The following is a 22,592-nucleotide window of genomic DNA, read 5'->3' as shown; positions in this document are numbered from 1 at the left end:
TTTTAAGTTTTAGGAACAAAAAAAACATACCATTTTATAGTCAAAGGTTATGTCTATCGCCTAAGGAGCAAGTATGACAGACGAAAATTTAAACGAATCGCAAGTTGAACAGAACAACTCGGAAACTCCCTCTGAACAAACAGAAGGGATAACAAAAAAGACAACCAAAAAACGCACAACAAAGAAAACAACCAAAAAGGCTGCGAAAAAGACCACAAAAACTGCTTCAAAGAAAAAGGCAGCAAAAAGAAGACAGCCGAAAAGCAGCCTGAAGAAATGGACTTGAGCCCTGCAAGCGAGGGGCAGGCAGATGATTATTCTGCGTCTGAGACATTTTCTTCCGATCAGGCTAACCTTGAGGAAACGCTCACTCCCGCCAAGCCGTCGAGCGAGAAAACTCAACAGGACGAAGGCGAACAAAGCCCAGAAGATCAGCAGAGAACAGAGCGTCCTCGCATTGCAAGAAGCGGGAGAAGCTCAGACAACAGCCGCGGTCCACGTCAGAACGGCCGTCAGGACAGCCGTCAGGGATACACGCCGAAAACTCGAAATACACGTTCAAACGGCTCACGTAACGGCAAGCGTAAAGAATCTGCACATGACAAATATGAACGGATTAAGAAGGGCAAGCTCTTCCTTACCGAGCTTCAGAACCTTACGGTAAAAGAGCTTCAGGAACTCGCCCGAGAAGAGGGTTTGGAGGATTATGTCGGGCTTCCAAAGCAGAATCTGGTTTTCAAGATTCTGCGTCAGCGTATTTCAGAGAGCGGGCTTTACTACGGCGAAGGTGTTCTTGAAATCCTCCCGGACAACTTCGGCTTTCTGAGAAATCCAAAATACAACTATCTCTCCAGCCCGGATGATATCTACGTATCCCCATCCCAGATTAGGCGATTCGGTCTTCGCAGCGGCAACATTGTGCAGGGTCAGATAAGGCCTCCTAAAGACAACGAGAAATATTTTGCCCTGCTGAAGGTTGAAGCAATCAACTTCTACGAACCCGACCAGCTCAAAGACAGGGTTGTTTTCAGGGATCTTACGCCCCTTCATCCGGAAGAACGTTTTATCCTCGAAACAGATCCGCAAGAGCTGAGCACCCGTATAATCGATCTGGTTACGCCAATAGGCAAGGGGCAAAGAGGATTGCTTGTGGCTCCGCCTCGTACGGGTAAAACAGTGCTTATGCAGAAGATGTGTAATGCAGTTAGCACAAACTACCCCGAAGTGCGGATAATAGTTCTTCTGATAGACGAACGGCCAGAGGAAGTAACAGACTTTAAGCGCAAAGTTAAGGATGATGTAGAAGTTATCAGTTCAACATTTGACGAGCCTCCCTCAAGGCACTGTCAGGTGGCTGAGATGGTAATCGAGAAGGCCAAGAGGCGAGTTGAATTCGGCGAGGATGTTGTAATCCTTCTCGACTCAATCACAAGGCTCGCAAGGGCATACAACACAGAAATGCCCCACAGCGGCAAGATCCTCACTGGCGGCGTTGATGCAAACGCCATGCAGATGCCGAAGCGTTTCTTCGGAGCAGCGAGAAATGTTGAAGAAGGCGGGTCTCTCTCGATATTCGCCACTGCCCTTGTAGATACCGGCTCGAAGATGGATGAAGTGATCTTTGAGGAATTCAAGGCTACGGGCAATATGGAAATCCACCTGAACCGCAGACTGATTGAGAAGAGGATATTCCCGGCTATTGATATCGGACGAAGCGGAACAAGGCGAGAGGAACTGCTTATAGGCAGCGATGAGCTCGAGCTTGTTTACCGTCTGCGCAAGGTTCTCAGCGAGATGACACCTGTAGAGGCGGTTGAGCTTCTGAAAACCCGTCTTGCCAAAACCAACAGCAACGCTGAATTCCTTATGAGTATGTCTCGAGGACTTTAGGCCTGGACAGTCAAAAATTAAGTTAATCGATAAATCAATTACTTGGTGGAGCATATGCTTAAAAGAACTCTGAAGTGCGGTGATGTACGCCTTGGAAACGTAGGAGAAGAGGTTACTGTATGCGGATGGGTAAATTCCTACCGCGACCACGGAAATCTTGTATTTGTAGATCTAAGAGATGTTTCCGGTCTCGTGCAGATTGTGTTTAACCCCGATATCAATCCTGAAGTGCATCAGCTCGGCAGAGAGCTCAGATGCGAATGGGTAATTGGGGCAAAAGGGAGCGTGAGAAAGAGAGGCGAAGGCCTTGAGAATCCCAAACTCCCCACAGGACACGTGGAAATAATAATTGATGAACTGGAGATTTTCAGCAAGGCGGAAACCCCGCCCTTCGAGCTGGACTCAGCGAATTCAGTGGGCGAGGATACGAGGCTTATAAACCGCTTTATCGACCTTCGAAGAAACGAAATGAAGGATAAGCTTATCACGAGGCATAATATTGCTTATGAGGTGAGAAATTATCTTTCAGAAAACAGCTTCTACGAAATCGAAACACCAATGCTCGGAAAGAGCACGCCTGAAGGAGCGAGAGATTTTCTCGTGCCGAGCAGGCTTTACCAGGGCTCTTTCTATGCCCTTCCGCAGTCTCCCCAGCTCTTTAAGCAGATCCTTATGGTAAGCGGGATGGACAGATATTTCCAGATTGTACGCTGTTTCAGGGATGAAGACCCGAGGGCAGACAGGCAGGCAGAATTCACGCAGATAGACCTCGAGATGAGCTTTGTTGACTGCGATGATGTGATTAAAATCAATGAAAATATGATTGCAAGGGTCTGGAAGAAGATTTTGGGCGTTGATATAGACCTGCCGATAAAGCAGATGACCTATGCCGATGCGATTGAAAATTACGGTACAGACCGCCCTGACCTGCGCTTCGATATGCAGCTTAAGGATATAACAGATATAGCGGGCGAATCAAGCTTCAAGGTATTTACCTCTACTGTAGAAAAAGGCGGGCTCGTTAAAGGGCTCTGCGCAAAAGGAGCAGGGACATACTCCAGAAGCGATATAGAAAAGACGCTCACAGGCTTTGTTGCTGACTACGGGGCTAAAGGACTCGCTTGGTTTAAGGCGGCAAAGAACGAAGAGACCGGCAGACTCGATCTCAAGAGCAATATAGCCAAATTCTTCACAGATGAGCAGAGAGAAAAAATACTGGACACATTCGGAGCCGAAGAAGGCGATCTGCTGCTGTTTGTGGCAGACAAGAAGAATACTGTAAACAGGGCTCTTGCAGCTCTCAGGATTAAGCTCGGCAAAGACCTTGAGCTTTACAGCCCGGGTGAATACAAATTCGTCTGGGTAACAGACTTCCCTCTTATGGAATGGGATGAAGATACAAAACGCTGGGACTCGCTGCATCACCCGTTCACCTCTCCGGTAGATGAAGACTTGGACAAGCTCGAAAGCGATCCGGGAAGCGTGCGGTCTAAGGCATACGACCTTGTGTGCAACGGCTCGGAAATCGGCGGGGGAAGCATTCGTATCCACGACCCCCAAATTCAGCGCAAGATCTTCTCGCTTCTGAACATTAGCGATGAGATGGCAGAAGAGCGTTTCGGATTCTTCCTGAATGCTTTGAAATATGGAACGCCTCCCCACGGGGGCATCGCATTCGGGCTCGACAGGCTCACTATGATCCTCACAGGCACTGAGAACATAAGGGACGTTATAGCGTTCCCGAAAACTCAGAGAGGCCAGTGCCTAATGACAGAGGCCCCGGGCGAGGTTGACCAGCAGCAGCTTGATGAGCTGAATATACACGTTCAAAAGCATCTGCACGAAGATGCTGAAAAACTCGAATAGTACAGTATAATAACAAATAAATTCTGAGCCTGCCCAGTGCAGGCTTTTTAATTTCACGGCAGCAGTGATATTTGAGGTAAAATTTGAACAAGAGGGTTCTGAAAATTTTATGCGCGCCCGAGCCGGCTTTTCTGCTCCCTGGCATTCCACCTGTTGTGATTGGCACGTCTCTCGGGGCAAAAGCTGCCGGCGAGCTTGACCTGCTTACTGCCTGCCTCGCAGTTTTGAGCATAATGTGCATAAATGCAGGCTCGAATATGCTCAACGACTACTTCGACCACCTCTCGGGAAACGACTGGCTCAACACAAACAGAACAGTTTTCGGAGGAGGCAGCAGATACATACAGGACGGGATTCTAAGCCCTGAGCAAATGCGTTCAGCAGGGCTCACTGCACTAATATCGGGAGCGCTGATCGGCCTTGTGATTGTGTTAATCTCCGCCAGCCCGGTTATACTACTGATGGGCATTGTCGGCGTGCTTGCGGGCGTCCTCTGGACGCTCCCGCCCTTCAGCATCTGCTACCGAATGCCCGGCGAGGCTTATATCTTTACGGTATTCGGCATCCTGCCCACAGCCGGTGCATACTACCTGCAGGCCGGGAAATTCTCTCCTGAAATCACTGCACCTGCCGTAATTACCGGGCTGCTTATAGCTGCCACCGCCCTTCTCAACTCCATACCGGATATCGAAGCAGACAGGGCTGCCGGAAAGAAAACATTTCCCGCAGTTTTCGGGGTTAAAAAGGCTGCAGCATTTTACAGATGCCTGATTGGCCTTTCGTATATAATTGCGATTGTGAGCGTTTCGCTGGAGTGCAGCTTTGCAGGCGGTGCAATGTTTTATCTGTTTGTTTCTCCGCTGGGAGCTGCCTGCTTAATATCGGCAAGCGAAGAAAGATTAAGCAAAAAGGGCGTTAATCTTCCAAACGCCCTTAATATTGCCCATTATGTATGTATGGCGGCCGCTTCTGCTGCGGGGATTGCAGCAGGCTGACCGGCCTTCGATTCGCTAATTTATTTTAGAACAAACTTCTTTTTCAAGCCGCCAGCACGTATAACAAATTCACCCGGCTCTATAACCCTTTTGCATTCTGCATTGATAAATGAAAAGGCCTCGGGGGGCAAATCAAATTCAACGGTTTGCTTTTCGCCGGGCTTTAGATAGATCTTCTTAAACTGCTTGAGGCGTTTATTTGCCGGGGTAACACTTGCCACTTTATCTGAAACGTAAACCTGAACAATATAGCCGCCCTTCATTCTGCCTTTGTTTTCAATTTCAATCGATACCTTCAGCCCATTGAAATCTTCCTTCTCATCAGAATCTCTTGAAAGCTTCAAATTGCTGCATTCGAAATCGGTATATGAAAGGCCAGCACCAAACGGCCACTGAAACTCAACCTTGCACTGGCTCCAATCTGCTGATTTTTTGTAGTCGTACCATTCAAATCCGCCGGCATATTTCGGATACGAAAACGGAAGCCGCCCGCTGGGATTAACATCGCCGGAGAGCACATCAGCTATTGCATCTGCACCTTTAACGCCCGGGAGATATGCCATCACAACAGCATCTGAGAGCTTCTCAATCTCCCGAACCACTCGAGGCCTGCCCTGAGTAAGAACGGTTACAATCGGCTTGCCTGCCTCGCTCAGCCTTTCTGCGAGCTTACGCTGGGAGAGGGATATTTCATAGTCCCTGATATTGCCTGAATGTTCTGTATATGTTTTTTCTCCCGCGCAGAGCACTATCAAATCGCATTTTTCTGCCTTAGCATAGGCCTTATCTGCATTGAGCAGCTTTTGGAAATCTGCTCCCTTTTCAAAGCTTACATTCTCTTCGCCGAATTCAGCCTTGACTGCTTCAAGAATCGTCTTTTGCGTTTCAGGATACAGATGCTCTTCCCTGCCCTGCCAAGTGCGGGACCATCCCCCATTTAATACACTTTTCAAATTAGCGGATGGGCCGGCAACAAGAATTTTAGTGCCCTCTGAAAGCGGGAGTATATCAGAATTATTTTTCAGAAGAGTAATGCACTCTTCCGCGCAGCGCTGATTGAGTTTTTTTGCATTTTCAGAAGCTATCTGCCCTGCTAACTTATTATCCTGGAAGGGATCATCAAACAGGCCTGCTTGGAACTTAACTTTCAGTATGTTCCGCACAGCCTCATCCACCCTCTCAACAGAAACTTCGCCCGCCTGAACGAGAGAAACTAAGTGCTTCTTGAAATCAATCTTGAACGGCGTCATACTCATATCAATGCCTGCATTAACACCGATTTTCACCGCCTGCCTTTGATTCTCAGCCACCATCTCACGCGTGTAGAGGTTGTCGATATCTGCCCAGTCGCTCACGGTAAAACCGCTGAATTCCATATCCTCCCGAAGAAGCCTTTTGAGATAAAACGGGCTTGCATGCACAGACCGCCCGTTAATCTCGGAGGAATTTATCATTGCAGTAACAGCGCCCGCCTGAACTGCTGCCCTGAACGGAGGTACGAAAATCTCTCTTAGCTGGATTTCCGGAATCCATGCGGGGGTTCTGTCCCGCCCTGAACGAGGATAGCTGTATCCGAGGAAATGCTTCATACATACTAGAACTTTATCCTCTGCCAGCGGGAGCTTTTCGCCCTGAAGGCCTGAAATGTATGCCTTTCCAAGCTCGGATGCGATGAAAGAATCTTCTCCGAAGGTTTCGTAATGACGCGGCCAAAACGGATGCCTTGCAACTCCGAGAACCGGAGCAAAATTCCATCTTATCCCCGCTGCTCTGGTTTCGAGGGCGGCTGCTTCTGCCATTTTGTTAACCAGCTCACGGCTGCCCGCTGCTGCCATAGCTATGTTGTGCGGGAAAAGCACAGAGCCGGAAACATAACCAGCTCCGTGTATTGAATCGAGCCCGTAGATAACAGGGATTTGCAGACGGGTCTTCTTTGCATATTTCTGAACCTGATTGGTTATTTCAAGCCATTTCTCCGGCGGCAGCGCCTGACCTCCGCAATTGAGAACTGAGCCTATCTTCTCTTCTGCAATGTATCTTTCGAGCTTATCCTTATTGAGCCTGAGTTCACTGCCTGATTTGCCGTTAGTGAATGACTTGAGGGTGAGCTGGGTCATCTGTCCGGCCTTCTCATCGAGAGTCATTTTAGACACCAAGGCATCAGCCTTTTTATCCAGCTCTGTTTGAGCCATAACAAGCCCGGAGAAAGATACCAGAAACAGCGAAAGTAATTTCCATATATTTTTATCTGCGTACATAAAAACCCCTTTTAATTAAATTTTTGCGTAACAGGGTTTTATTGTAGCGTAATCACAAATTGTTTAAAGCTTCGATTGGTAATCTGGCCTCTCATTTAGCCTGAATAACGAATGTTACAATACTTTTGGCAGGAATTTTGAATGAATTATCCAGCGAGCCTGCTTTGCAAGGTGCAAGATCGCTTGCCGAATCTGTGATATACGGAACAACCCTCGCATCTTCCGGCAGGCCGTCCTTCTCGAAACTCACAGACTCAGACTTGCCTGAATAATTCACGAATACCGCAGCAGCAATTTTCTCATTATTGCCGGCGTATGCAGAGGCCATAAGACCTTCAAAAGCGTTCTCGTTCTGCACGCCGTCGCTTCTTTCAAGCTCCGCACGATACATCCCGGGCCTTATAAAGCGGCTGAAATTCCCCATAGCCCAGAGCATTTTCGAATCGTTGTACCTGCCGTCTTTTATAGTTTTTGTGGTGTAAACAAGGCCGTCTTTATAATCATGCGGGGAAATACCGAGCCACCAGTCCCAGCCGCAGGCTTCAACAATTGTAAGGTCGTAATGTATAACCCGGGCGATAAAGAGCGCTGAGGTAATACTGAGATCACGGCCATTGCCTCCAAAGCCGTGGTCAGTTTTGCCGAGGATGCAGTATTCGGTGTGCCTGTAGTCAAGTTCGGGGTATTTATCAAGAGCTTTTCTAAACTTTACTCTGGCATCAACAAGCCCCTCAGAGGGGTCATCAAGGAAGTAACTGTGTCCGCACAGAAGGTTTGAAAGGGCCTTGCCTGAATAATTATCGCTGGATTTCTCAAAAAACTGCTCTATATATTTCCCTTTGGATTTATCTGAGCTGTCCTGCCAGTCGTAGAACGATTTTAGGTGTCCGGATTCAGGCATAAGCAGCCTTGCATTCACAGACTCTTGGTTTTCTATTTTGCCGTGAAGCGTTTTGGCAATCTCAGACATCTGGGAGTTGTTGTACCGGCAGCCTTCCTGGCTGCGCTTGTTCCAGTCCCATTCAGGCTCATTGATCGGGCTTATGAAATCAAATTCAACATCGTCAGCGGATTGCAGTGCTCTAACAGAATCTATTATATAATCGCAGAATTCGCCGGTTTTCCCTTCCTGCAAATTTGTTGAGCCGACATCTTTGCTGCAAAAGCCCCTGCCGTTTTTTGTCATATTTATCGGGGGGCTTATCGTAAAGGCAGTAAACTCTTCTACTCCCCTCTCACGGGCTGCCCTTAGGAATGTCCTCTGCCCCTTGATTCGAGGTCGGGTTTCCTTTTCAAATTCCGGCATATATATATCATCTTTTGCTTCATTGAAAAGCCAAGAGGACTGCCGCCATGGGTCTGTGATTTTATCATTAATATCGCTGCCCGCTCCGATATTGAACCGCCAGGATGAAAGGCCTATCCCTTTCGGGCTGCCGTCTTCTTTGAGACTGGCAGAAAACAGCATATCTGCTATTGCATCTGTCTTTTCTTTCGGCCACTGACCAACCATCTGGGCTGTCCAGCAGTCTGAAGCGCCGAAAGAGGTAATTTTCTGATGCTTTTTAGATGTATCGATTGATATTTTAACCGATTTGTCCGTTTTTGTTATAAGATTCCTGCTTCCCGGCCGAACTTCCACATAACTTAAAGCCCCACCAGAAATACAAAATAATAACACTGTTGATAAAATCTTTTTTAGCCCTAAATCCATAGCTTCCCTTTTTTGCTTAAGCTTATAAAACTGACTGTTTTTATTACTGTTATATCCCGAAAAGCTTATTTTTTCATAAGCTGGAACTGCAATTTAAAATATTTTGAATAATATTGCACATCTAAATTATCCAGCTGTAAATATATACTGCCTGCTGATTCGGAATTCAATGGGAAAGTTTGACAGGTTAAATGAATGCGTTGATTGAAACAGCGGAAAGGATATAATCTACTTAATTAATAAATCAATTTATAAACGAGCGATACTGCAAAAGGGTTAATTATTTGGTTACTGCAACATTACTAATTCTGCCGGTTTTTTCTTATCTGCTCGGTTCAGTACCTTTCGGCTTTTTAATAGCGAAATCAAAAGGCATTGATCTGCGTAAAGTGGGCTCAGGCAATATAGGAGCAACCAACTTAGGCCGTGCGCTGGGAGGGAAATGGGCAAAGATATGTTTCTTCTTAGACCTGTTCAAGGGTGCGCTGCCTATGATAGCAGCCGGATTGCTTATTTCTGGAGAGCCAAATCAATCCCAGCTTTGGCTTTGGCTACTGTGCGGTGCTGCTGCAATTGCAGGCCATATTTTTTCCATTTACCTCAAATTTAAGGGCGGAAAAGGCGTTGCAACCGGACTTGGCGTGGTTCTTGGTTTATGGCCGTACTACACAATCTGCGGGGTTATCTGCTTTATAATCTGGGTTATATGCCTTTATATATGGAAATACGTCTCGCTGGGGTCAATTTTAGCAGCTGCGATGTTTCCAATAATTTTATCAATAGAGATAGCCATAGTTGAAAGCTGGAGCTTTTATCAGCTGTGGCCGCTGATCGCCGCTGCAGGGCTTTTGACAATTCTGGTTATATACAGGCACAAGAAAAATATCATAAAACTAATAAACGGAACTGAGCAAAAGGCTCTATAAAGGTATCTATGAGTAATCATAAAAAAAGCTTGCAGGAACATTTCGGCGCAAACCACATATACCGAATCAAATTTACTTCTCTGAGAAAAAACACAGCCGAGATCCTCGCATCAGTCAACACACAGGAAACAAGCATATCCTCTCTCAATACGATTGAAGGAGACGGACAGTCGGCAGCGTTAGAGATGAACCTTTTCTCAAACTCCAGGCAGGCCGCACTGAATGCCCTGGAAACGCTTAAATCAGGCGGCGGTGAGATACAGGAATTTACAGACCTTGTAGAAGAATCACGCCTTGGCGGAATAATCGAAGTTAAGAGCAAGAAGAAAATCGAAAGCCTTACCGACCTGCGTATGGTTTACACGCCCGGTGTAGCAGCGGCCTGCAAGGCAATAGCTGAGAGCCCTGAGGCGGTTTCACGGGTAACAGGAATAGGCTCGCGCGTGGCGATAGTATCAGACGGAACGGCGGTTCTCGGACTGGGCGATATAGGGCCTAAGGCCTCTATGCCCGTAATGGAAGGCAAAGCCGCTATATTCTCGGAATTTGTGGAGATAAGCGGAGTGCCGATAGTTTTAGATACAAAGAAACCTGATGAGATAATTGAAACTGTAAAACATATCAGCCCGAGCTTCGGGGCAATACAGCTTGAGGACATTGCCGCACCGGCCTGCTTTGAGATAGAGCAGAAGCTCGACAGTATGCTCGATATACCGGTTTTTCACGACGACCAGCACGCCACAGCAACCGTAGTTCTCGCGGCTCTTATCAATGCGGTTAAGATTACAGAAAAGAAACCTCAAGACTGCTCGGCAGTGATTATCGGTGCAGGTGCAGCGGGTTATGCAATAACCAAAATCCTGCTGGAATACGGCATTAAGGATATCGTGGTTTACGATGCAGGCGGAGCTATATACAATGGCAGAAAAGAGCAGATGAACCCCTACACTCAGGAAATTGCAGAGCTGACCAATCAAAACAGCATTTCCGGCCCGCTCGAAGAGGGCTTCAAAGACAGAGACATCTTCATAGGCGTTGCAAGGCCGGATATAGTGAGCGGGGAATTGATCTCATCAATGGCAGATAAGCCGATAGTTTTCCCGCTGAGCAACCCGAAGGGCGAGATATCCGTCCAAGAGGCTCTGGAAGCAGGCGCTGCTGTAAGCGCAGACGGCAGAACCATAAACAATGCCCTTGCATTTCCGGGGATATTCAGAGGCGCGCTTGATTCCGGCGCGAAAACTGTAACCGCTGCGATGAAGCTCGCTGCTGCCCAGTCGCTGGCGGCGCAGTCTGAGGGTGGTATGCTCCTTCCGGATATGATAGACAGAAATATTCACATTAAAGTTTCGAAGGCAGTTTTTAATGCGGCGGCTAAAGGCTGAATCTCAGGAAAGCTTAATCCCTGTATGAATTTTGGCAGTAAAGGAAAGACCCACGAACTGGACTTGTATCTGCACAGGACATCTCGTCCTATATATTCGCTGATACTCGTGGCTATCCTTATCGTTGTTTACGAAGCAGGGCTTTCATCTCTAAGCCCTGATTTCTTTTCAACAAGCACCGAAAACATACCGGGTATTGTGGTTTCATTTGAATGGGTTCGCAAATTCCTGCTCTGGCTGAATTTCTCAGAAATGCAGGCTTGGGTGGGTACTCCGCTGGTTGTGATAGCGGCTCTTGGGATAGTGCAGATAAAATCTCGGGAGAAGATCGAGGTTGAATGGAGCGATCTGCCCATAATATTCGCAGAAGCCACGATACTCACAATCCCCCTGCTTGTGTGCAGTTCCTGCATAACCTACATAGCCGGCCAGAACGCCCCGGGCTACTCCCCTGTTCCGGCTGTGCCTGATATGTCTGCCGTTTTAGACTGGCAGACACCGGGCGGAATGTTCGCTGTTAATATAGTTTCCGGGATAGGTGCAGGAATTTTCGAAGAGCTCGTTTTTCGGCTTCTTTTGATTTCTTTCGCTACGCTAATCTTTGAAAAGCTCTTCGGAATGCCGAGAATACGCTCAACTATTACCGCAGTAATAATTTCGAGCCTTCTTTTCAGCCTGCATCATTACTTCTACATAATGGACTGGAGATTTGTTGCCGGCGAGCCTTTTCGAATATCCACGTTTACATTCAGATTTCTCGCGGGAATATACCTTTCGATAATATTCGGGATAAGGGGATTTGGAATTGTTGCTTCAACGCACGCTGTACATAACCTTATAGCCGCCTGCCTGATGTGAAAGAATGGACATAAATCTTTCAAACAAACCGAGAACAGACAGAGTATTCCTTAAGCAGGTTTTCATAGATGCATTTTTAATATTGATAATAAAAAGCGGGTAATTACTATTCTCTGCCAATGAAGAAATTTACTAAAACAGCTATATTATTTTTAGCAATCGCCTGTGCTGCTGCTTTTGTGCTGTACAGCTTCAGAGGCAGTGTTATAAATATATTCGAGTCTAAAATCACCCAAGGCCTCGAAAAAGCCTTCGGCGCAGAGCTTGAGTACGAGGAAATAGAAAAACAGGGTAACCGTTTTCTGGTAAGCGGGCTTAAAGCCTCTGCCGCTGAGTTCAATTTTTCAGCGAAAAAAGCGATTGTAAATTACTCACTTTTTGATAATGGGCTGCTATCACCTTCAATTGAGAAAATAACAGCAGAAAACGTTCAGATTTCAAACCCTGTTTTGGAAGTAATTGCTCCGAAGAAGGCCTATCCTTTATTTGTAAAAACAATTAAAGATGCAGCATCCCGGCCTTTTTATAATATATTCAAGTCTGGCAGATTTCCAGATTTGGAAGCAAAAAATGTGTCGATTAAGAGGCCTGAGAAAAAAGATATCGTTCTAACAAGCTTCAAGCTCGCCTCGGAAGGCAGCAGCAATATTTACAAAATTATGCTTACATCCCCTGCCGATGCTGCTTTTGGTGCTTCTTTTCTGAACGGAGAAATAAAGCCTGGGAATGAAGGTTTTATGCGGATCGCCGGAAACTTGAATGCAAGCATATTCGGGAGCGCATGGATGAGCAAAGAACTCAGTATTGATGCTCAGTGGAAACCGCAAAGTCCTGTGAGATTTAATCTAAACGCCTTAACAAGCAAATCTGAGATAGAAGTAAAGGGTTTTGCTGATCTTTCAAAAGATAATGCTCCTTATAGAGTTTCATTGAACGCTGAGAATATCCTCCTTTCATCTTCCACGAAAGTAAATGCAATTTACAAAGGAGAAAAACTCTACAGCTTTATAGGTAAAGGCACGAAATCTTTTTTGAAAGAATTCAACCCTGAAGGCAGGATGGATGCAGAGGTTAAGGTTTGGGGAGGCCTTTCTCAAAGACCGAATATGCGGGGTGTGATAAGACCGCAGGAAATGAGCGCCAGATACGTCTTTTTCCCTTATGAGGTGAAAGTTAGCGGTGAAATAGATGTGAGCTCAGAAAAATACAGTTTCGATTTGAAATGCAAGAACAAAAACCAGGAGGCAAAAGTTATCGGCTGGCATAATATTAGATGCACCAGCCTTCCAGACTATCCCAACTGCGATATAAAAATATTTTCCAATCAGGCTTATCTAACCGGAGATGTTTACAAAAGCCTTGAGGGCAGACTAAGGCAAATATGGAATATGCTGAACCCGTCAGGTGAAATCGGCTTTACATATCAGTATCTGCGGGACGAGAAAGGCAAGAGGTATCTTATAGACGTAAACTTAAAGGACGCTCAGGCAAAGCTCAGAAGTTTTCCCCTGCCTGCTGAGAGTATCTCCGGCGATATAAAAATCACACCTGAAACCATAACTCTCAATGATATAAGCGGCATTGCAGGAGAAGCTGATTTTAACATAAGCGGCACTCTTGAAAACGCCCTTTTGAAAGAACCGGACTACGATATTGACCTTTATGCCGAGGGGCTCACTTTAGACAGCGTACTGATCGGTTCACTGCCCGATGAGCCTGCGGACATGCTGGATGATTTCTACATAGATGCTCAAAGCACATCATCCCTAAGGCTTCGCAGAGAACAGAGCAATAAGCCGGACTGGGAGCTGGAATCTGAGATATCAGGAAAAGAGATCATTTACAAACCCCTTATGATCGCAATATCCAATCCGAAGATGAAAATAACAGCCGATAATCAAAGCTGGAAAGCCGAAATACTTAGAGGTAAAGCGGGAGGCGGAAAACTCACGGCAAATGCAGGCGGAGAGATAACAAACAGCTCACTGGAAAGCTTTGAAGGCGAGTTTGAAAGCGAAAATATGAATTCTGGAGAGCTTCTCAAACTACTTGGCTATGAAGAAACAAATCTGCTTGAAGGCAAACTCGGGCTCGACGGGGATTTCTCATATTCGCAGGAAGAAAAACTCCAAATCACTGCTGAGGCGGTTTTGAATAAAAACTCAGCCGCAGTGGACAATTTCAGGCTGAACGATGTTTCAGGAACTGTTGGTATAAAGGCAGGAGCAAAGAAAGATGCTTCGTTCAACTATTCAATAAGCGGAAAAAGCGAAGATTTCCCTGAGGCAATAATCAACGCGGACGGCAAAATAAAATATGAAAACGGAAAGCTTGAATCCTTAAGCAACATTACAGCAGAATCAGTTAATCTCAGCAAAACCGATTCTAAGAAATTCTCCCAATTCAGCGGCAAGGCGGATGCAGCGATAGAAGGGCTCAAATTCAGCAGTGCGAAGGATACAGTAGAAATCGAAAAATTCAGCTTCGAGTTCGAGGATTTATCAGCCGATTGGGTAGAAGGTTTGAGTTCTGCTGAAGGGCGCTTAACCGGAAGCTGCACGCTTAGCAAAGACTTGAGTGTTTTGAAATCCGAAGCAGAGCTCTACTGCTCCCGCCTGCTCTACAGAGGCGCTGTCTTCGAAGATGTATCGCAGAGCTTTAATTACTCTTACGGACAGCTTTCCTCGCCAGAAAAGGGCTCGGCAAGCCTTTACGGAGGGGCAGCGAGCTTCAATTATCGTCTCATACCTTCCGGAGATGCCCCGCCTGCATACGATTTTTCCCTCGATCTGAACAATGTAAACATCAGCCGCCTGCTGAATGATACAGTTGAAGAAGAAAACGGCAGGCTTGCCCTTTCCGGCATGCTTTCATCTCAGCTTAGCGTAGAAGGCGTGCTAGGCAGGCAAGAATTCAGGAAGGGACGGCTTGATATAGTTCTAAAGAACAGCCAAATCACACCCAAAAATCTAATATCAAGAATTGTATCGGCAGTGTTTTCGAGAAAGCCCGCTGAGAAGAGTATCAAAACCGGCCTGATCAGCGGTTATATCATCAAAGACAAACTCGTTATCTCAGATGCTGTAATTCAGCTCGAAAATCTCAAGCTCCAAGGTGCGGGCGAAATGAATCTTGAAAATCAGCAGCTCGATTTAAGCCTGCAGGTTTTTATGTTCGAGGATGAAACTCTTCGCGGCAAACTGCTCAACACTATCGGAAAACTCATAGCAGAGGTTAAGGTTAGAGGGCCTTTATCCGACCCTTCCATAAAACCCCGCACATTCGGAATCCCCCATTAAAAAACCCTTCCATCATATCTGAAGGAAGGGTCTGGTTTTTCAATACTTTATAAGCTTACTTCTGAGCTCAGCCCTGCGGGACTATATAGATTTCTACCCGCCTGTTCTTAACGTTTCCGCCGTTATTGGGCTTGTTTGGAGCAACCGGCCTGTATTCGCCGTAGCCCCGTACGCTGAGCCTCTCGGGGGTTACGCTTTCATTCATCATACTCTGAAGAACAGAGATTGCCCTGTGCGCCGAAAGATGCCAGTTGGTTGGGTGCTCACGTTTGGTAGAGGGCTTTGAAATCTTCATATCGTCGGTATGGCCTGCGATAACTATATCAAACTTCTCGGCCTGCTCTGATTTCACAATCCCGCAGAACTTTGAGATAGCCTCTTTTGCCTGAGAATTTATATTATCACTGCCCGGAGCGAAAGTTAAGTCGCTCTTGAATTTCACAACGCCTCTCTCTGAATCGAAAGTAACAAGATCAGGGTTGGCTGAAGCGAACTCCTCAAGCATAACGTTCAGCTCTGCCGGAAGCTTTACACCGCCTTCAAGAAGCTGTTTCTGAAGCTTTTTAACGAGCTCATTTTTCTCTTTAAGCGCTTCTTCAAGAAGCTTTATTTCTTCCTGAGCGGCCTGCTCGCCTGCATTTTCAAGCTCCCTTGCAGTTTCGAGTTTTTCCCTGAGCTGCTGGAGCTCGAGCTTTGCAGAGTTATACTTTGATTCAAGCTCTGAGATTCTCTCGCTCTGTGTTTCATTTTTCATTTTCAGGCTGTCGTATGCCCCTTGTGAAACACATCCACTAAGCATAAAAGCAAACGCAGCTAAAACTGTTACAATACCATACTTCATCGCGCATCCTCTCTTGTCTACAAATTCAGAAGCTAAAAGCTTCGCATCAATTCCGAAGCATACTTTGGCTAATTTTATTTCTTTTTCTTCTTCTTGCCTTTGGTTTTCTTTTCCTTTTTCGAAGACTTCTTGCCGCCGGCCTTTTTCCCGCTTGCAGAACCTCCGGAGAAAGCACCGGAAAGCCCAATTATAAGGGTAACTACGGCCAAACCGCCTGCAATATAAACAAAGTACTGCTGCACAAAAGGAACAAAAAGCGGCTCTGAACCATTCACTGCCAATCCGGCAAGGATAACAATTGTCATAACCACTGCGATGAAAGGCAGAAGCATAGCAAAGCCGAAGCTTGTGCCCTCTTCTGCTGATGAGGCTGCTGCTGCAGCCGCCGGCGCACTTGCAGCTGCCGGTTCGGGCTCTGGCTGCACTTCCGGATAGCTCAAATCATCCTGCCCCTCGGTCTGCTCTGCTTCAACTTCTGCGGCCTCAGGAGCCTCGTCCTGTTCGGGCTCTGCCTTCTGCTGGTCTTCGCCTTCCTCAATAGCGCCAACATCGAAATCACCGAAATCGTCGTCTCCCCCGCCGCCGCCTTCATCGCCGGGAAGAATATCATCGAGAACCGCACCGAGCTGGGAATCATCTGCCTGCAGGGAAAGGTCTAATATTCCAGAACCCTCCTCATCTGAGCCCATATCAGCATCTGCATCTATCTGCTGTTCACCCTGCTGGTCTTTTGAGCTTTCGTCCTTCTGGTCTGAGGAATTCTGTTCTTCATTAGAGGCCTGCTGATTATTTGAGCCCTGTGAGCTCTGGCCTTCTTCATTTTCGTTAGCCATGGTGTCCGCCAAGGAAAGCAGGCTGTCATCAGAGAAGCTTGCATCGTCTTCCTTGCCTTCAGACTCATCAGATTCTGAATCCGGAGAATCCTTCCCAACTGCTGTATCCGCATCTGAGAGCTCTATCATCTGTTCCATATCTTCATCAATATTAACTTCCTCGCCCTGATCATCCTCGGATTTGTCATCATCCAGAGAATCTAAGCCGCCAAGCGAGCTTTCTTCATCAAGACCGATTACAGAATCTTCAACATTGAGATTATCATCATCAACCTGCTTTTGGGCAAGAGAATCAATATCTTCTTTATTATAGAAAATCTTTGAGCCGTCCCTCATTTCGCTGATGTCGTTAACCTTGGCAAACTCCTTAAGCTGCTCTTGGGTCTTACCGAGCTTTTCTGCGGCTTGTTCAAGAGTATAATAATTTTCGGACATTGCAAATCCTTATCTTAACTACGTAGTTCGAATTACTGGCCAAACACAAAATAGCAATTATATAAATCGATTATAACTTTACAAATATATCTTGCAAGCTTTTAACAATGCTTATTTTTTATGCCCCTAAATTTCACTGCTCTGGATGCGAATTGTCCTCCTGTCATTTGGCATTCTATACCAAAGCCGAGGGCTAAACATCACCCTCTAAATATCAAAACCCAGCCAGTTTTGCTGGAGGAATAATTTCTGCCTGTAATGCAAACTTGAAACATATATAAAAGTAATAACGTATATATTAGCCTTGACATTACTCATATTTTAATTTTAATCTGACTGAGTCTTATTTGATTAACATATAGGAGCATTTACAATGAACAGGCGTTTATTTCTAAAAACTACGGGCAGTTTTGCTGTTTCCTTAGCTGCTTTGAACACATCTTCTGTTTTTGCTGAGGCCACCTCAAAACCAAATATTTTGTGGATAACTATTGAAGACACATCTTTGTTTTTCGGCTGCTACGGCGATGAAGTTGCCAAAACCCCAAACGTTGACAATCTCGCAGAAGAGGGCACGCTTTTCACAAACGCCTTTGCCAATTCACCTGTATGCTCGCCTGCGAGAACAGCGCTTATCACAGGTATGCACGTAGGCCAGCTCGGCGGAGGGAATCACAGAAGCGCTGTTGAAATACCTGATTCAGTAAAAGGCTTCCCTGTTTACTTAAGAAAAAACGGATACTACTGCACCAACAACAAGAAAACAGACTACAATTTCAAAGACGCCTGGCACTGGAAAAACCGCACATGGGACGAATCCAGCGGCAAAGCAACTTGGCGTAACAGAAAGCCCGGACAGCCTTTTTTCCACGTTAAAAACTTCATGGACAGCCATCAGTCCCGCGTGTCAGTAAATTCTTATGAAAGATTCAAGAAAAATATACAATCTCAGCTTTCCCCTGAAGAAATCACAAAACCTGAAGAAGTTAAGGTTCCGCCATTCTACCACGACACGCCTGAGGTTCGGAAAGCCTATGCGAGAATGTACGACTGCATTACGCTTGTTGACCGGCAGATCGGCGAGCTGCTCGATAAACTGAAAGAAGACGGTCTTTACGAAGATACAATAATATTTTTCTTCGCAGACCACGGCGAGGGTATGCCCCGATTCAAAACCAATCCGCTCGGGCTGGGTCTGAGAGTGCCTCTGATTGTGAGGGTGCCTGAGAAATACAGGAATCTTGTGAAGCTTAAACCCGGAACCAAAACAGACAAGCTGGTTAGCTTTGTGGACCTTGGGCCGACAGTGCTGAATATAACCGGCTCTAAGATTCCCGGCAATATGTCCGGAGCGCCAGTGCTCGGACCGAAAAAGATAGACAAAGAGTTTATTTTCGGAAGCACGAATATTGTAGGTACGGCCGAGCAGCACAGCAGAACAGTATCGGACGGCAGATACACCTACGTGCGAAATTATATGCCTCATCTTGGATATGCCCAGCCCCAGAGATACTGCGACGGGGCTGAAATAATGCATCTGCTGCGGGATTACCACAAACAGGGAGAACTAAAAGAGGCCGCTGAGAGATATATGTCTTCAGGAAGAGCTCCAGAAGCTCTTTACGACCATAAATTCGATCCTTGGAATGTACATAATCTCGCTGAAAAAACCGGCTATGAAACAATCCTCGAGAAAATGAGGAGCATAAACCAAAACAAGATCCTCGAAATACGCGACCTGCACTTCCTTCATCCGTGGGAAATCCAGACCAGAGGCGGGAAGTTCACGCCTTTCGAATTCAAAGACCACAGCCGAGTTTATCCGCTCGAGAAGATAATGCGTGTCGCAGAGCTGTCCGGGAAGGGAAGAGAAGTACTGCCCAAGCAGCTGAAGGCGCTCAAAGATGATGAGCCGGCAGTGAGGTACTGGGGACTTATCGGGCTTGAATCGCAAGACTGGGGGAAAGACAAGGTTTTTGCAGAAATAGAGCCTATGCTGGAAGACCCTGCACCATACATAAGGTATGAGGCCGCAAAGCTTACCCTGAATAAAAAAGATTCGAAGAAAGCCAAAGACATCCTTATATCAGGTCTGCATGAAGAGCACTGCATCCTCGTTTTGAGCGCAATGAGAAATATTCGCCTGCTGGACAGAGAAAAGGTGAAAGAACTGCTCCCTGAGGTAAGAAAGCTTAAAAAGCGAATCAGCGAACTTAAAGGCCAGAGGCTCAGCGGAACTGTGGGCTCAATAATTACAAGCACCGAGGCCTTTGCTGCAGGCAAACACCCTTCGCCTGTGGACAGCTTCTAATTTCAAAGCAGCTTAGACAGGATTAAGGAATCTCACCTAAATCAGTAACGTTTTCTTCATCGAGGCGGGTTTTCTGGGCGAATATAAAAAGCCCCTTATAGCCGGCGTGATTTGTGTATCGCGAATAGAAATGCAAGCAGCCGGCCTGTTTTAAGTCTTCGGCGATATCGTTTACAGGATAGCTGTTGAGCTGCATCATAGGTGCATCCCAAGGCTTTCTTCTAATGAGATTCAAAACGTTTTTTATGCAGGGTATGTGCAATCTCAGCCAGTAAGAAATACGCTTCAGCAACGAAAGCTCATTAGCATAGAGAATATGAAATGCTATAACGCCATTGTCCTCAAGCTTATCGAGCAATTGCGTTAAAAGCTTTCGCCCCTCGCTCAAAGGAATGTGCTGGAACACGTAAAGCGAATGCACGAAATCGAATCTTCCCTGAATGTTTGACAGATCGCTGCCGGTTTGAATAAGATTCAAATTATCCGCCCCGCGCCGGTGCTTATTCTTTTCCGCTTCCCTGAGCATATTCTCAGAGACATCCGTACCCACCACCTCTTCAGCAAGCTCTGTAAACAGGATTGATGTTCTACCTACCCCGCAGCCGAAATCAAGAATACGCTTCGGCGCAAAATCTTTCACTAAATGTGTTCTGATAACAGCTGTCAGCTTTTCGGCATACTGCTTTGCTTCAATGAAAAAATCATCTTTAACTTCATCGCTGAGATTCTCATTTCTGTACTTGTAGTTTGTGGTAACCGAGTAATAAGCTTCTTTTAAAGCATACTTTTCCCAGTCAGTTTTAACGCTTTTCATAAAATCCTAAACAAAACAAATACTCAAACATTTTCATACAAACACAGAGATATTTCTGCCAAAACTATTTTCTTCTGAATACGACCATCTGGCCGAAACGTTTGCTTCTCGGCCCGGTATTGGTGAATTTATAGCCGTCTTTATCAACTATTTGATAATTTTCCCTGATATATTCTCTCAGCTGAGAGAATGCCTCAAACCGCTCTGCCTCTTCAGGCTCAATTCTTTCTGCAAGAACATTTGAATAGGCCTTCTCATAGCTTTGAACCGCCCTTTCGTTTGCCGGCAGAAACCCTTTAGGTGTGGAAGGCCAGAATTCCAAAGGCGGGCGGTCGTGCGGGAAGTGCCTCTTGCGGGAATCCACGATATATTTGGGCTTGTGCTTTTCAAACTGGCGGATGAAATTATCAGCCATCTTTTCAAGCGTTGAGGCAGGCAGAGTGTGCATATCGCTCTGAAAGGCCTTTTTGCATACTGAGAGCCTCTGTGCTTTTACGTAAATCCCCGGATACCAGCCCCACACGTAAGTTCGCTGGTCTGGGGAGGTGTTGTTTTTTATAAACAGCCCTACAATCTCCCAAGGCGCAATACGTCCTTGGCGATGAGTACTGGCCTGCTCCATTCGCTGGATGTAACCTTTGCGTTTAACGCCTTCGCCGTAGGATTTGCCGCTGTAGGGGCTTTGGCTGATGCCTGCAAATATCGGCGAGCAGAATATCCAGAAAACCGCTGCAGATGCAGCAAATCCGCCAACAGTAAACTTCCTGCCTTTGCCTCTGCACCATTCAAAGATGCGGTAAAGCACGTATGCCCCTGCAAACGCTCCGGAGGCCGTGAGGGGAATGTAATACTGCTCGTATGGACGCGTGCTCACCCATACAAGGGCCATATCCAGAAGCCACCAGCAAACTAACAGAACTGTAAGCTTATCAGGAAGGCTTAGCTCGATACTGCTCTTTTTTGAAAGCCAAGCCCTTAAAAACCGTATTTTGGCAAGAATTATCGAAACAGCAGCAAGACCTATGGGCAGGATTAAAAGACCGTAATACCTGAAAACTACAGGTGCATGCTCGCTGTAGCTCCGCGTTTTCCTTGTACGTTCGACATAACTGCCCGCAGATTCTTCTTTTTTCTCTGCTTCAGCCTGCTTATCAACATCCCCCGCGGACTTTTGCTTCTCCGGGACGGGGCTGTCAGAGCCGAAATCCGGCATAACACGAACCAAAGCTGATTTATACGGCGTGCTGATTTGTGCGCCCGAGGCATTTATCCATATCCATACAGGGCCTGCAAAAATCAAAAAACCCGCAAGCAGAAGAGCACCGTGCGTTAAAAGCTGCTTGAATGTTTTCCATCTAAAAATAAGGCTTGAAAGGAAAAACACTGCTAATGCGCCGATTGCAGAGAAGCCTGTAATCTTGAAAAGAGGCGCCCAGCCTAGAAAGCCGCCCGCAAGCACTGCAAATATGCGTTTATCTGTTTTCAGATATAAAACAAACAGGGCAATTCCGGCAAGCATAAAGGCCGTCATAAACTGCTCTTTTACGTTGCCGTATTTGGCTATCAGAGGGGCCGAGATGAAAAAGCCGGCAGCGAATGCGGAAAAGAATGCCGGCAAAACGCCGAAAACGCGCCTGATGCTGTAATACATAAGCCCGAGCCCTATAAGCTGAAAGAAACCCTGCACTATCTTAGGGCCTAAATCGTTGAAACCGAAAAGCTGTACGCCAAGCATATTCATAAGCAGCGTGCCAACCTGAGCGCTGGGGTCTTCTTCAATACCGATTTGAGCACCTTCGAGGATGTGCTTTGCCGAATACACATTTGAGCCGCTGTCGAACGGGCCTGGAATATTGAATTCGCAATATTTACCGAGAATAAACGGTACAAGGATAATGATAATAAAAACTATATCACGCAGCGAAATAGCCATATATTTATCTATATTTTTCAAATTTTTCATTTTACCCAGCATTTTTTATTTCCATTTTCCGCAAAAATCTCAATTCATTATTGCGAATTCGCCGGAAATTTAAAGTAATTGATAACATAAATTTGGCCGCAAATAACTTCAGCAAAAACAGAAATCTTAAAAAGCATTTTAAGTAATAATACTTTACAAATTGTTTTTTGTAAAAATATAATGATAACTTAGTTTTGGAATTAT

15 protein-coding genes are annotated in these 22,592 nt (G+C 46.0%); 9 read left to right on the top strand and 6 right to left on the bottom strand.

What is annotated here, in order from left to right:
* The first annotated feature begins 73 nt into the window (after nucleotides 1-73).
* The 4 genes from L21SP3_RS00115 (at nucleotide 74) to menA (ending at nucleotide 4,751) form a co-directional block, all read left to right on the top strand.
* Entirely contained in the window at nucleotides 74-286 is a 213-nt protein-coding gene (locus L21SP3_RS00115) for a hypothetical protein (RefSeq protein ID WP_077538345.1), read from the top strand.
* Nucleotides 277-1,890, top strand: coding sequence for a transcription termination factor Rho (gene rho, locus L21SP3_RS00110; RefSeq protein WP_083735242.1), 1,614 nt, complete (start codon nucleotides 277-279; stop codon nucleotides 1,888-1,890). Before L21SP3_RS00115 ends, rho begins: the two co-directional genes overlap by 10 nt.
* A gap of 54 nt (nucleotides 1,891-1,944) precedes the next feature.
* Nucleotides 1,945-3,756, top strand: coding sequence for an aspartate--tRNA ligase (gene aspS / locus L21SP3_RS00105; RefSeq protein ID WP_077538343.1), 1,812 nt, complete (start codon nucleotides 1,945-1,947; stop codon nucleotides 3,754-3,756).
* A gap of 83 nt (nucleotides 3,757-3,839) precedes the next feature.
* The gene (gene menA / locus L21SP3_RS00100) at nucleotides 3,840-4,751 is read left to right on the top strand and encodes a 1,4-dihydroxy-2-naphthoate octaprenyltransferase (protein ID WP_077538341.1); all 912 of its coding nucleotides are present in this window, start codon (nucleotides 3,840-3,842) and stop codon (nucleotides 4,749-4,751) included.
* Nucleotides 4,752-4,771: 20 nt separating this feature from the next.
* On the opposite strand, the gene L21SP3_RS00095 is transcribed toward menA, so the two are convergent.
* The gene (locus L21SP3_RS00095) at nucleotides 4,772-7,009 is read right to left on the bottom strand and encodes a glycoside hydrolase family 3 N-terminal domain-containing protein (RefSeq protein ID WP_077538339.1); all 2,238 of its coding nucleotides are present in this window, start codon (nucleotides 7,007-7,009) and stop codon (nucleotides 4,772-4,774) included.
* Between the two features lie 91 nt (nucleotides 7,010-7,100).
* Nucleotides 7,101-8,651 carry a glycoside hydrolase gene (locus L21SP3_RS00090; protein ID WP_161488012.1) on the bottom strand — a complete coding sequence of 517 codons (1,551 nt, stop codon included), beginning with the start codon at nucleotides 8,649-8,651 and terminating at the stop codon, nucleotides 7,101-7,103.
* 356 nt (nucleotides 8,652-9,007) lie between these two features.
* Here L21SP3_RS00090 and plsY point away from each other — a divergent pair, with 356 nt between their 5' ends.
* From plsY to L21SP3_RS00070, 4 genes are all read left to right on the top strand, one after another.
* Nucleotides 9,008-9,649 (top strand): glycerol-3-phosphate 1-O-acyltransferase PlsY, encoded by a 642-nt coding sequence (gene plsY, locus L21SP3_RS00085; RefSeq protein WP_161488011.1) that lies wholly within the window; start codon nucleotides 9,008-9,010, stop codon nucleotides 9,647-9,649.
* 8 nt (nucleotides 9,650-9,657) lie between these two features.
* Nucleotides 9,658-11,034 carry an NAD(P)-dependent malic enzyme gene (locus L21SP3_RS00080; RefSeq protein ID WP_227806776.1) on the top strand — a complete coding sequence of 459 codons (1,377 nt, stop codon included), beginning with the start codon at nucleotides 9,658-9,660 and terminating at the stop codon, nucleotides 11,032-11,034.
* A gap of 24 nt (nucleotides 11,035-11,058) precedes the next feature.
* Entirely contained in the window at nucleotides 11,059-11,892 is an 834-nt protein-coding gene (locus L21SP3_RS00075; RefSeq protein ID WP_077538333.1) for a CPBP family intramembrane glutamic endopeptidase, read from the top strand.
* Between the two features lie 179 nt (nucleotides 11,893-12,071).
* Entirely contained in the window at nucleotides 12,072-15,191 is a 3,120-nt protein-coding gene (locus L21SP3_RS00070; protein WP_161488010.1) for a hypothetical protein, read from the top strand.
* A gap of 67 nt (nucleotides 15,192-15,258) precedes the next feature.
* Here L21SP3_RS00070 and L21SP3_RS00065 read toward each other — a convergent pair whose 3' ends face one another.
* Both L21SP3_RS00065 and L21SP3_RS00060 read right to left on the bottom strand, forming a co-directional pair.
* Nucleotides 15,259-16,032: an OmpA family protein gene (locus L21SP3_RS00065; protein ID WP_077538329.1), complete on the bottom strand. Its 774-nt coding sequence runs from the start codon at nucleotides 16,030-16,032 to the stop codon at nucleotides 15,259-15,261.
* A gap of 74 nt (nucleotides 16,033-16,106) precedes the next feature.
* A complete protein-coding gene (locus L21SP3_RS00060) occupies nucleotides 16,107-17,300 on the bottom strand; it encodes a helix-turn-helix domain-containing protein (protein ID WP_077538327.1) in 1,194 nt (397 codons plus the stop codon).
* A gap of 373 nt (nucleotides 17,301-17,673) precedes the next feature.
* Here L21SP3_RS00060 and L21SP3_RS00055 point away from each other — a divergent pair, with 373 nt between their 5' ends.
* On the top strand, nucleotides 17,674-19,611 hold the full coding sequence (locus L21SP3_RS00055) for a sulfatase-like hydrolase/transferase (protein WP_077538325.1): 1,938 nt from the start codon (nucleotides 17,674-17,676) through the stop codon (nucleotides 19,609-19,611).
* Nucleotides 19,612-19,633: 22 nt separating this feature from the next.
* On the opposite strand, the gene L21SP3_RS00050 is transcribed toward L21SP3_RS00055, so the two are convergent.
* Both L21SP3_RS00050 and L21SP3_RS00045 read right to left on the bottom strand, forming a co-directional pair.
* Nucleotides 19,634-20,425: a class I SAM-dependent methyltransferase gene (locus L21SP3_RS00050; RefSeq protein ID WP_077538323.1), complete on the bottom strand. Its 792-nt coding sequence runs from the start codon at nucleotides 20,423-20,425 to the stop codon at nucleotides 19,634-19,636.
* A 64-nt stretch (nucleotides 20,426-20,489) separates the two neighbouring features.
* The gene (locus tag L21SP3_RS00045; RefSeq protein ID WP_161488009.1) at nucleotides 20,490-22,388 is read right to left on the bottom strand and encodes an ArnT family glycosyltransferase; all 1,899 of its coding nucleotides are present in this window, start codon (nucleotides 22,386-22,388) and stop codon (nucleotides 20,490-20,492) included.
* Between the last annotated feature and the right edge of the window lie 204 nt (nucleotides 22,389-22,592).

The sequence above is a fragment of the Sedimentisphaera cyanobacteriorum genome (genome assembly GCF_001997385.1).
GTDB classification, from domain to species: Bacteria; Planctomycetota; Phycisphaerae; order Sedimentisphaerales; family Sedimentisphaeraceae; genus Sedimentisphaera; species Sedimentisphaera cyanobacteriorum.
Note: the sequence above shows the minus strand (reverse complement) of the source record. Positions and strands in the feature narration are given on the sequence as shown.

Bases quoted from the DNA above. Each gene is read 5' to 3' on its own strand.
- L21SP3_RS00115 (WP_077538345.1), top strand. From the start codon at position 74: ATGACAGACGAAAATTTAAACGAATCGCAAGTTGAACAGAACAACTCG.
- rho (WP_083735242.1), top strand. From the start codon at position 277: ATGGACTTGAGCCCTGCAAGCGAGGGGCAGGCAGATGATTATTCTGCG.
- aspS (WP_077538343.1), top strand. From the start codon at position 1,945: ATGCTTAAAAGAACTCTGAAGTGCGGTGATGTACGCCTTGGAAACGTA.
- L21SP3_RS00095 (WP_077538339.1), bottom strand. From the start codon at position 7,009: ATGTACGCAGATAAAAATATATGGAAATTACTTTCGCTGTTTCTGGTA.
- L21SP3_RS00080 (WP_227806776.1), top strand. From the start codon at position 9,658: ATGAGTAATCATAAAAAAAGCTTGCAGGAACATTTCGGCGCAAACCAC.
- L21SP3_RS00075 (WP_077538333.1), top strand. From the start codon at position 11,059: ATGAATTTTGGCAGTAAAGGAAAGACCCACGAACTGGACTTGTATCTG.
- L21SP3_RS00065 (WP_077538329.1), bottom strand. From the start codon at position 16,032: ATGAAGTATGGTATTGTAACAGTTTTAGCTGCGTTTGCTTTTATGCTT.
- L21SP3_RS00060 (WP_077538327.1), bottom strand. From the start codon at position 17,300: ATGTCCGAAAATTATTATACTCTTGAACAAGCCGCAGAAAAGCTCGGT.
- L21SP3_RS00055 (WP_077538325.1), top strand. From the start codon at position 17,674: ATGAACAGGCGTTTATTTCTAAAAACTACGGGCAGTTTTGCTGTTTCC.
- L21SP3_RS00050 (WP_077538323.1), bottom strand. From the start codon at position 20,425: ATGAAAAGCGTTAAAACTGACTGGGAAAAGTATGCTTTAAAAGAAGCT.
- L21SP3_RS00045 (WP_161488009.1), bottom strand. From the start codon at position 22,388: ATGAAAAATTTGAAAAATATAGATAAATATATGGCTATTTCGCTGCGT.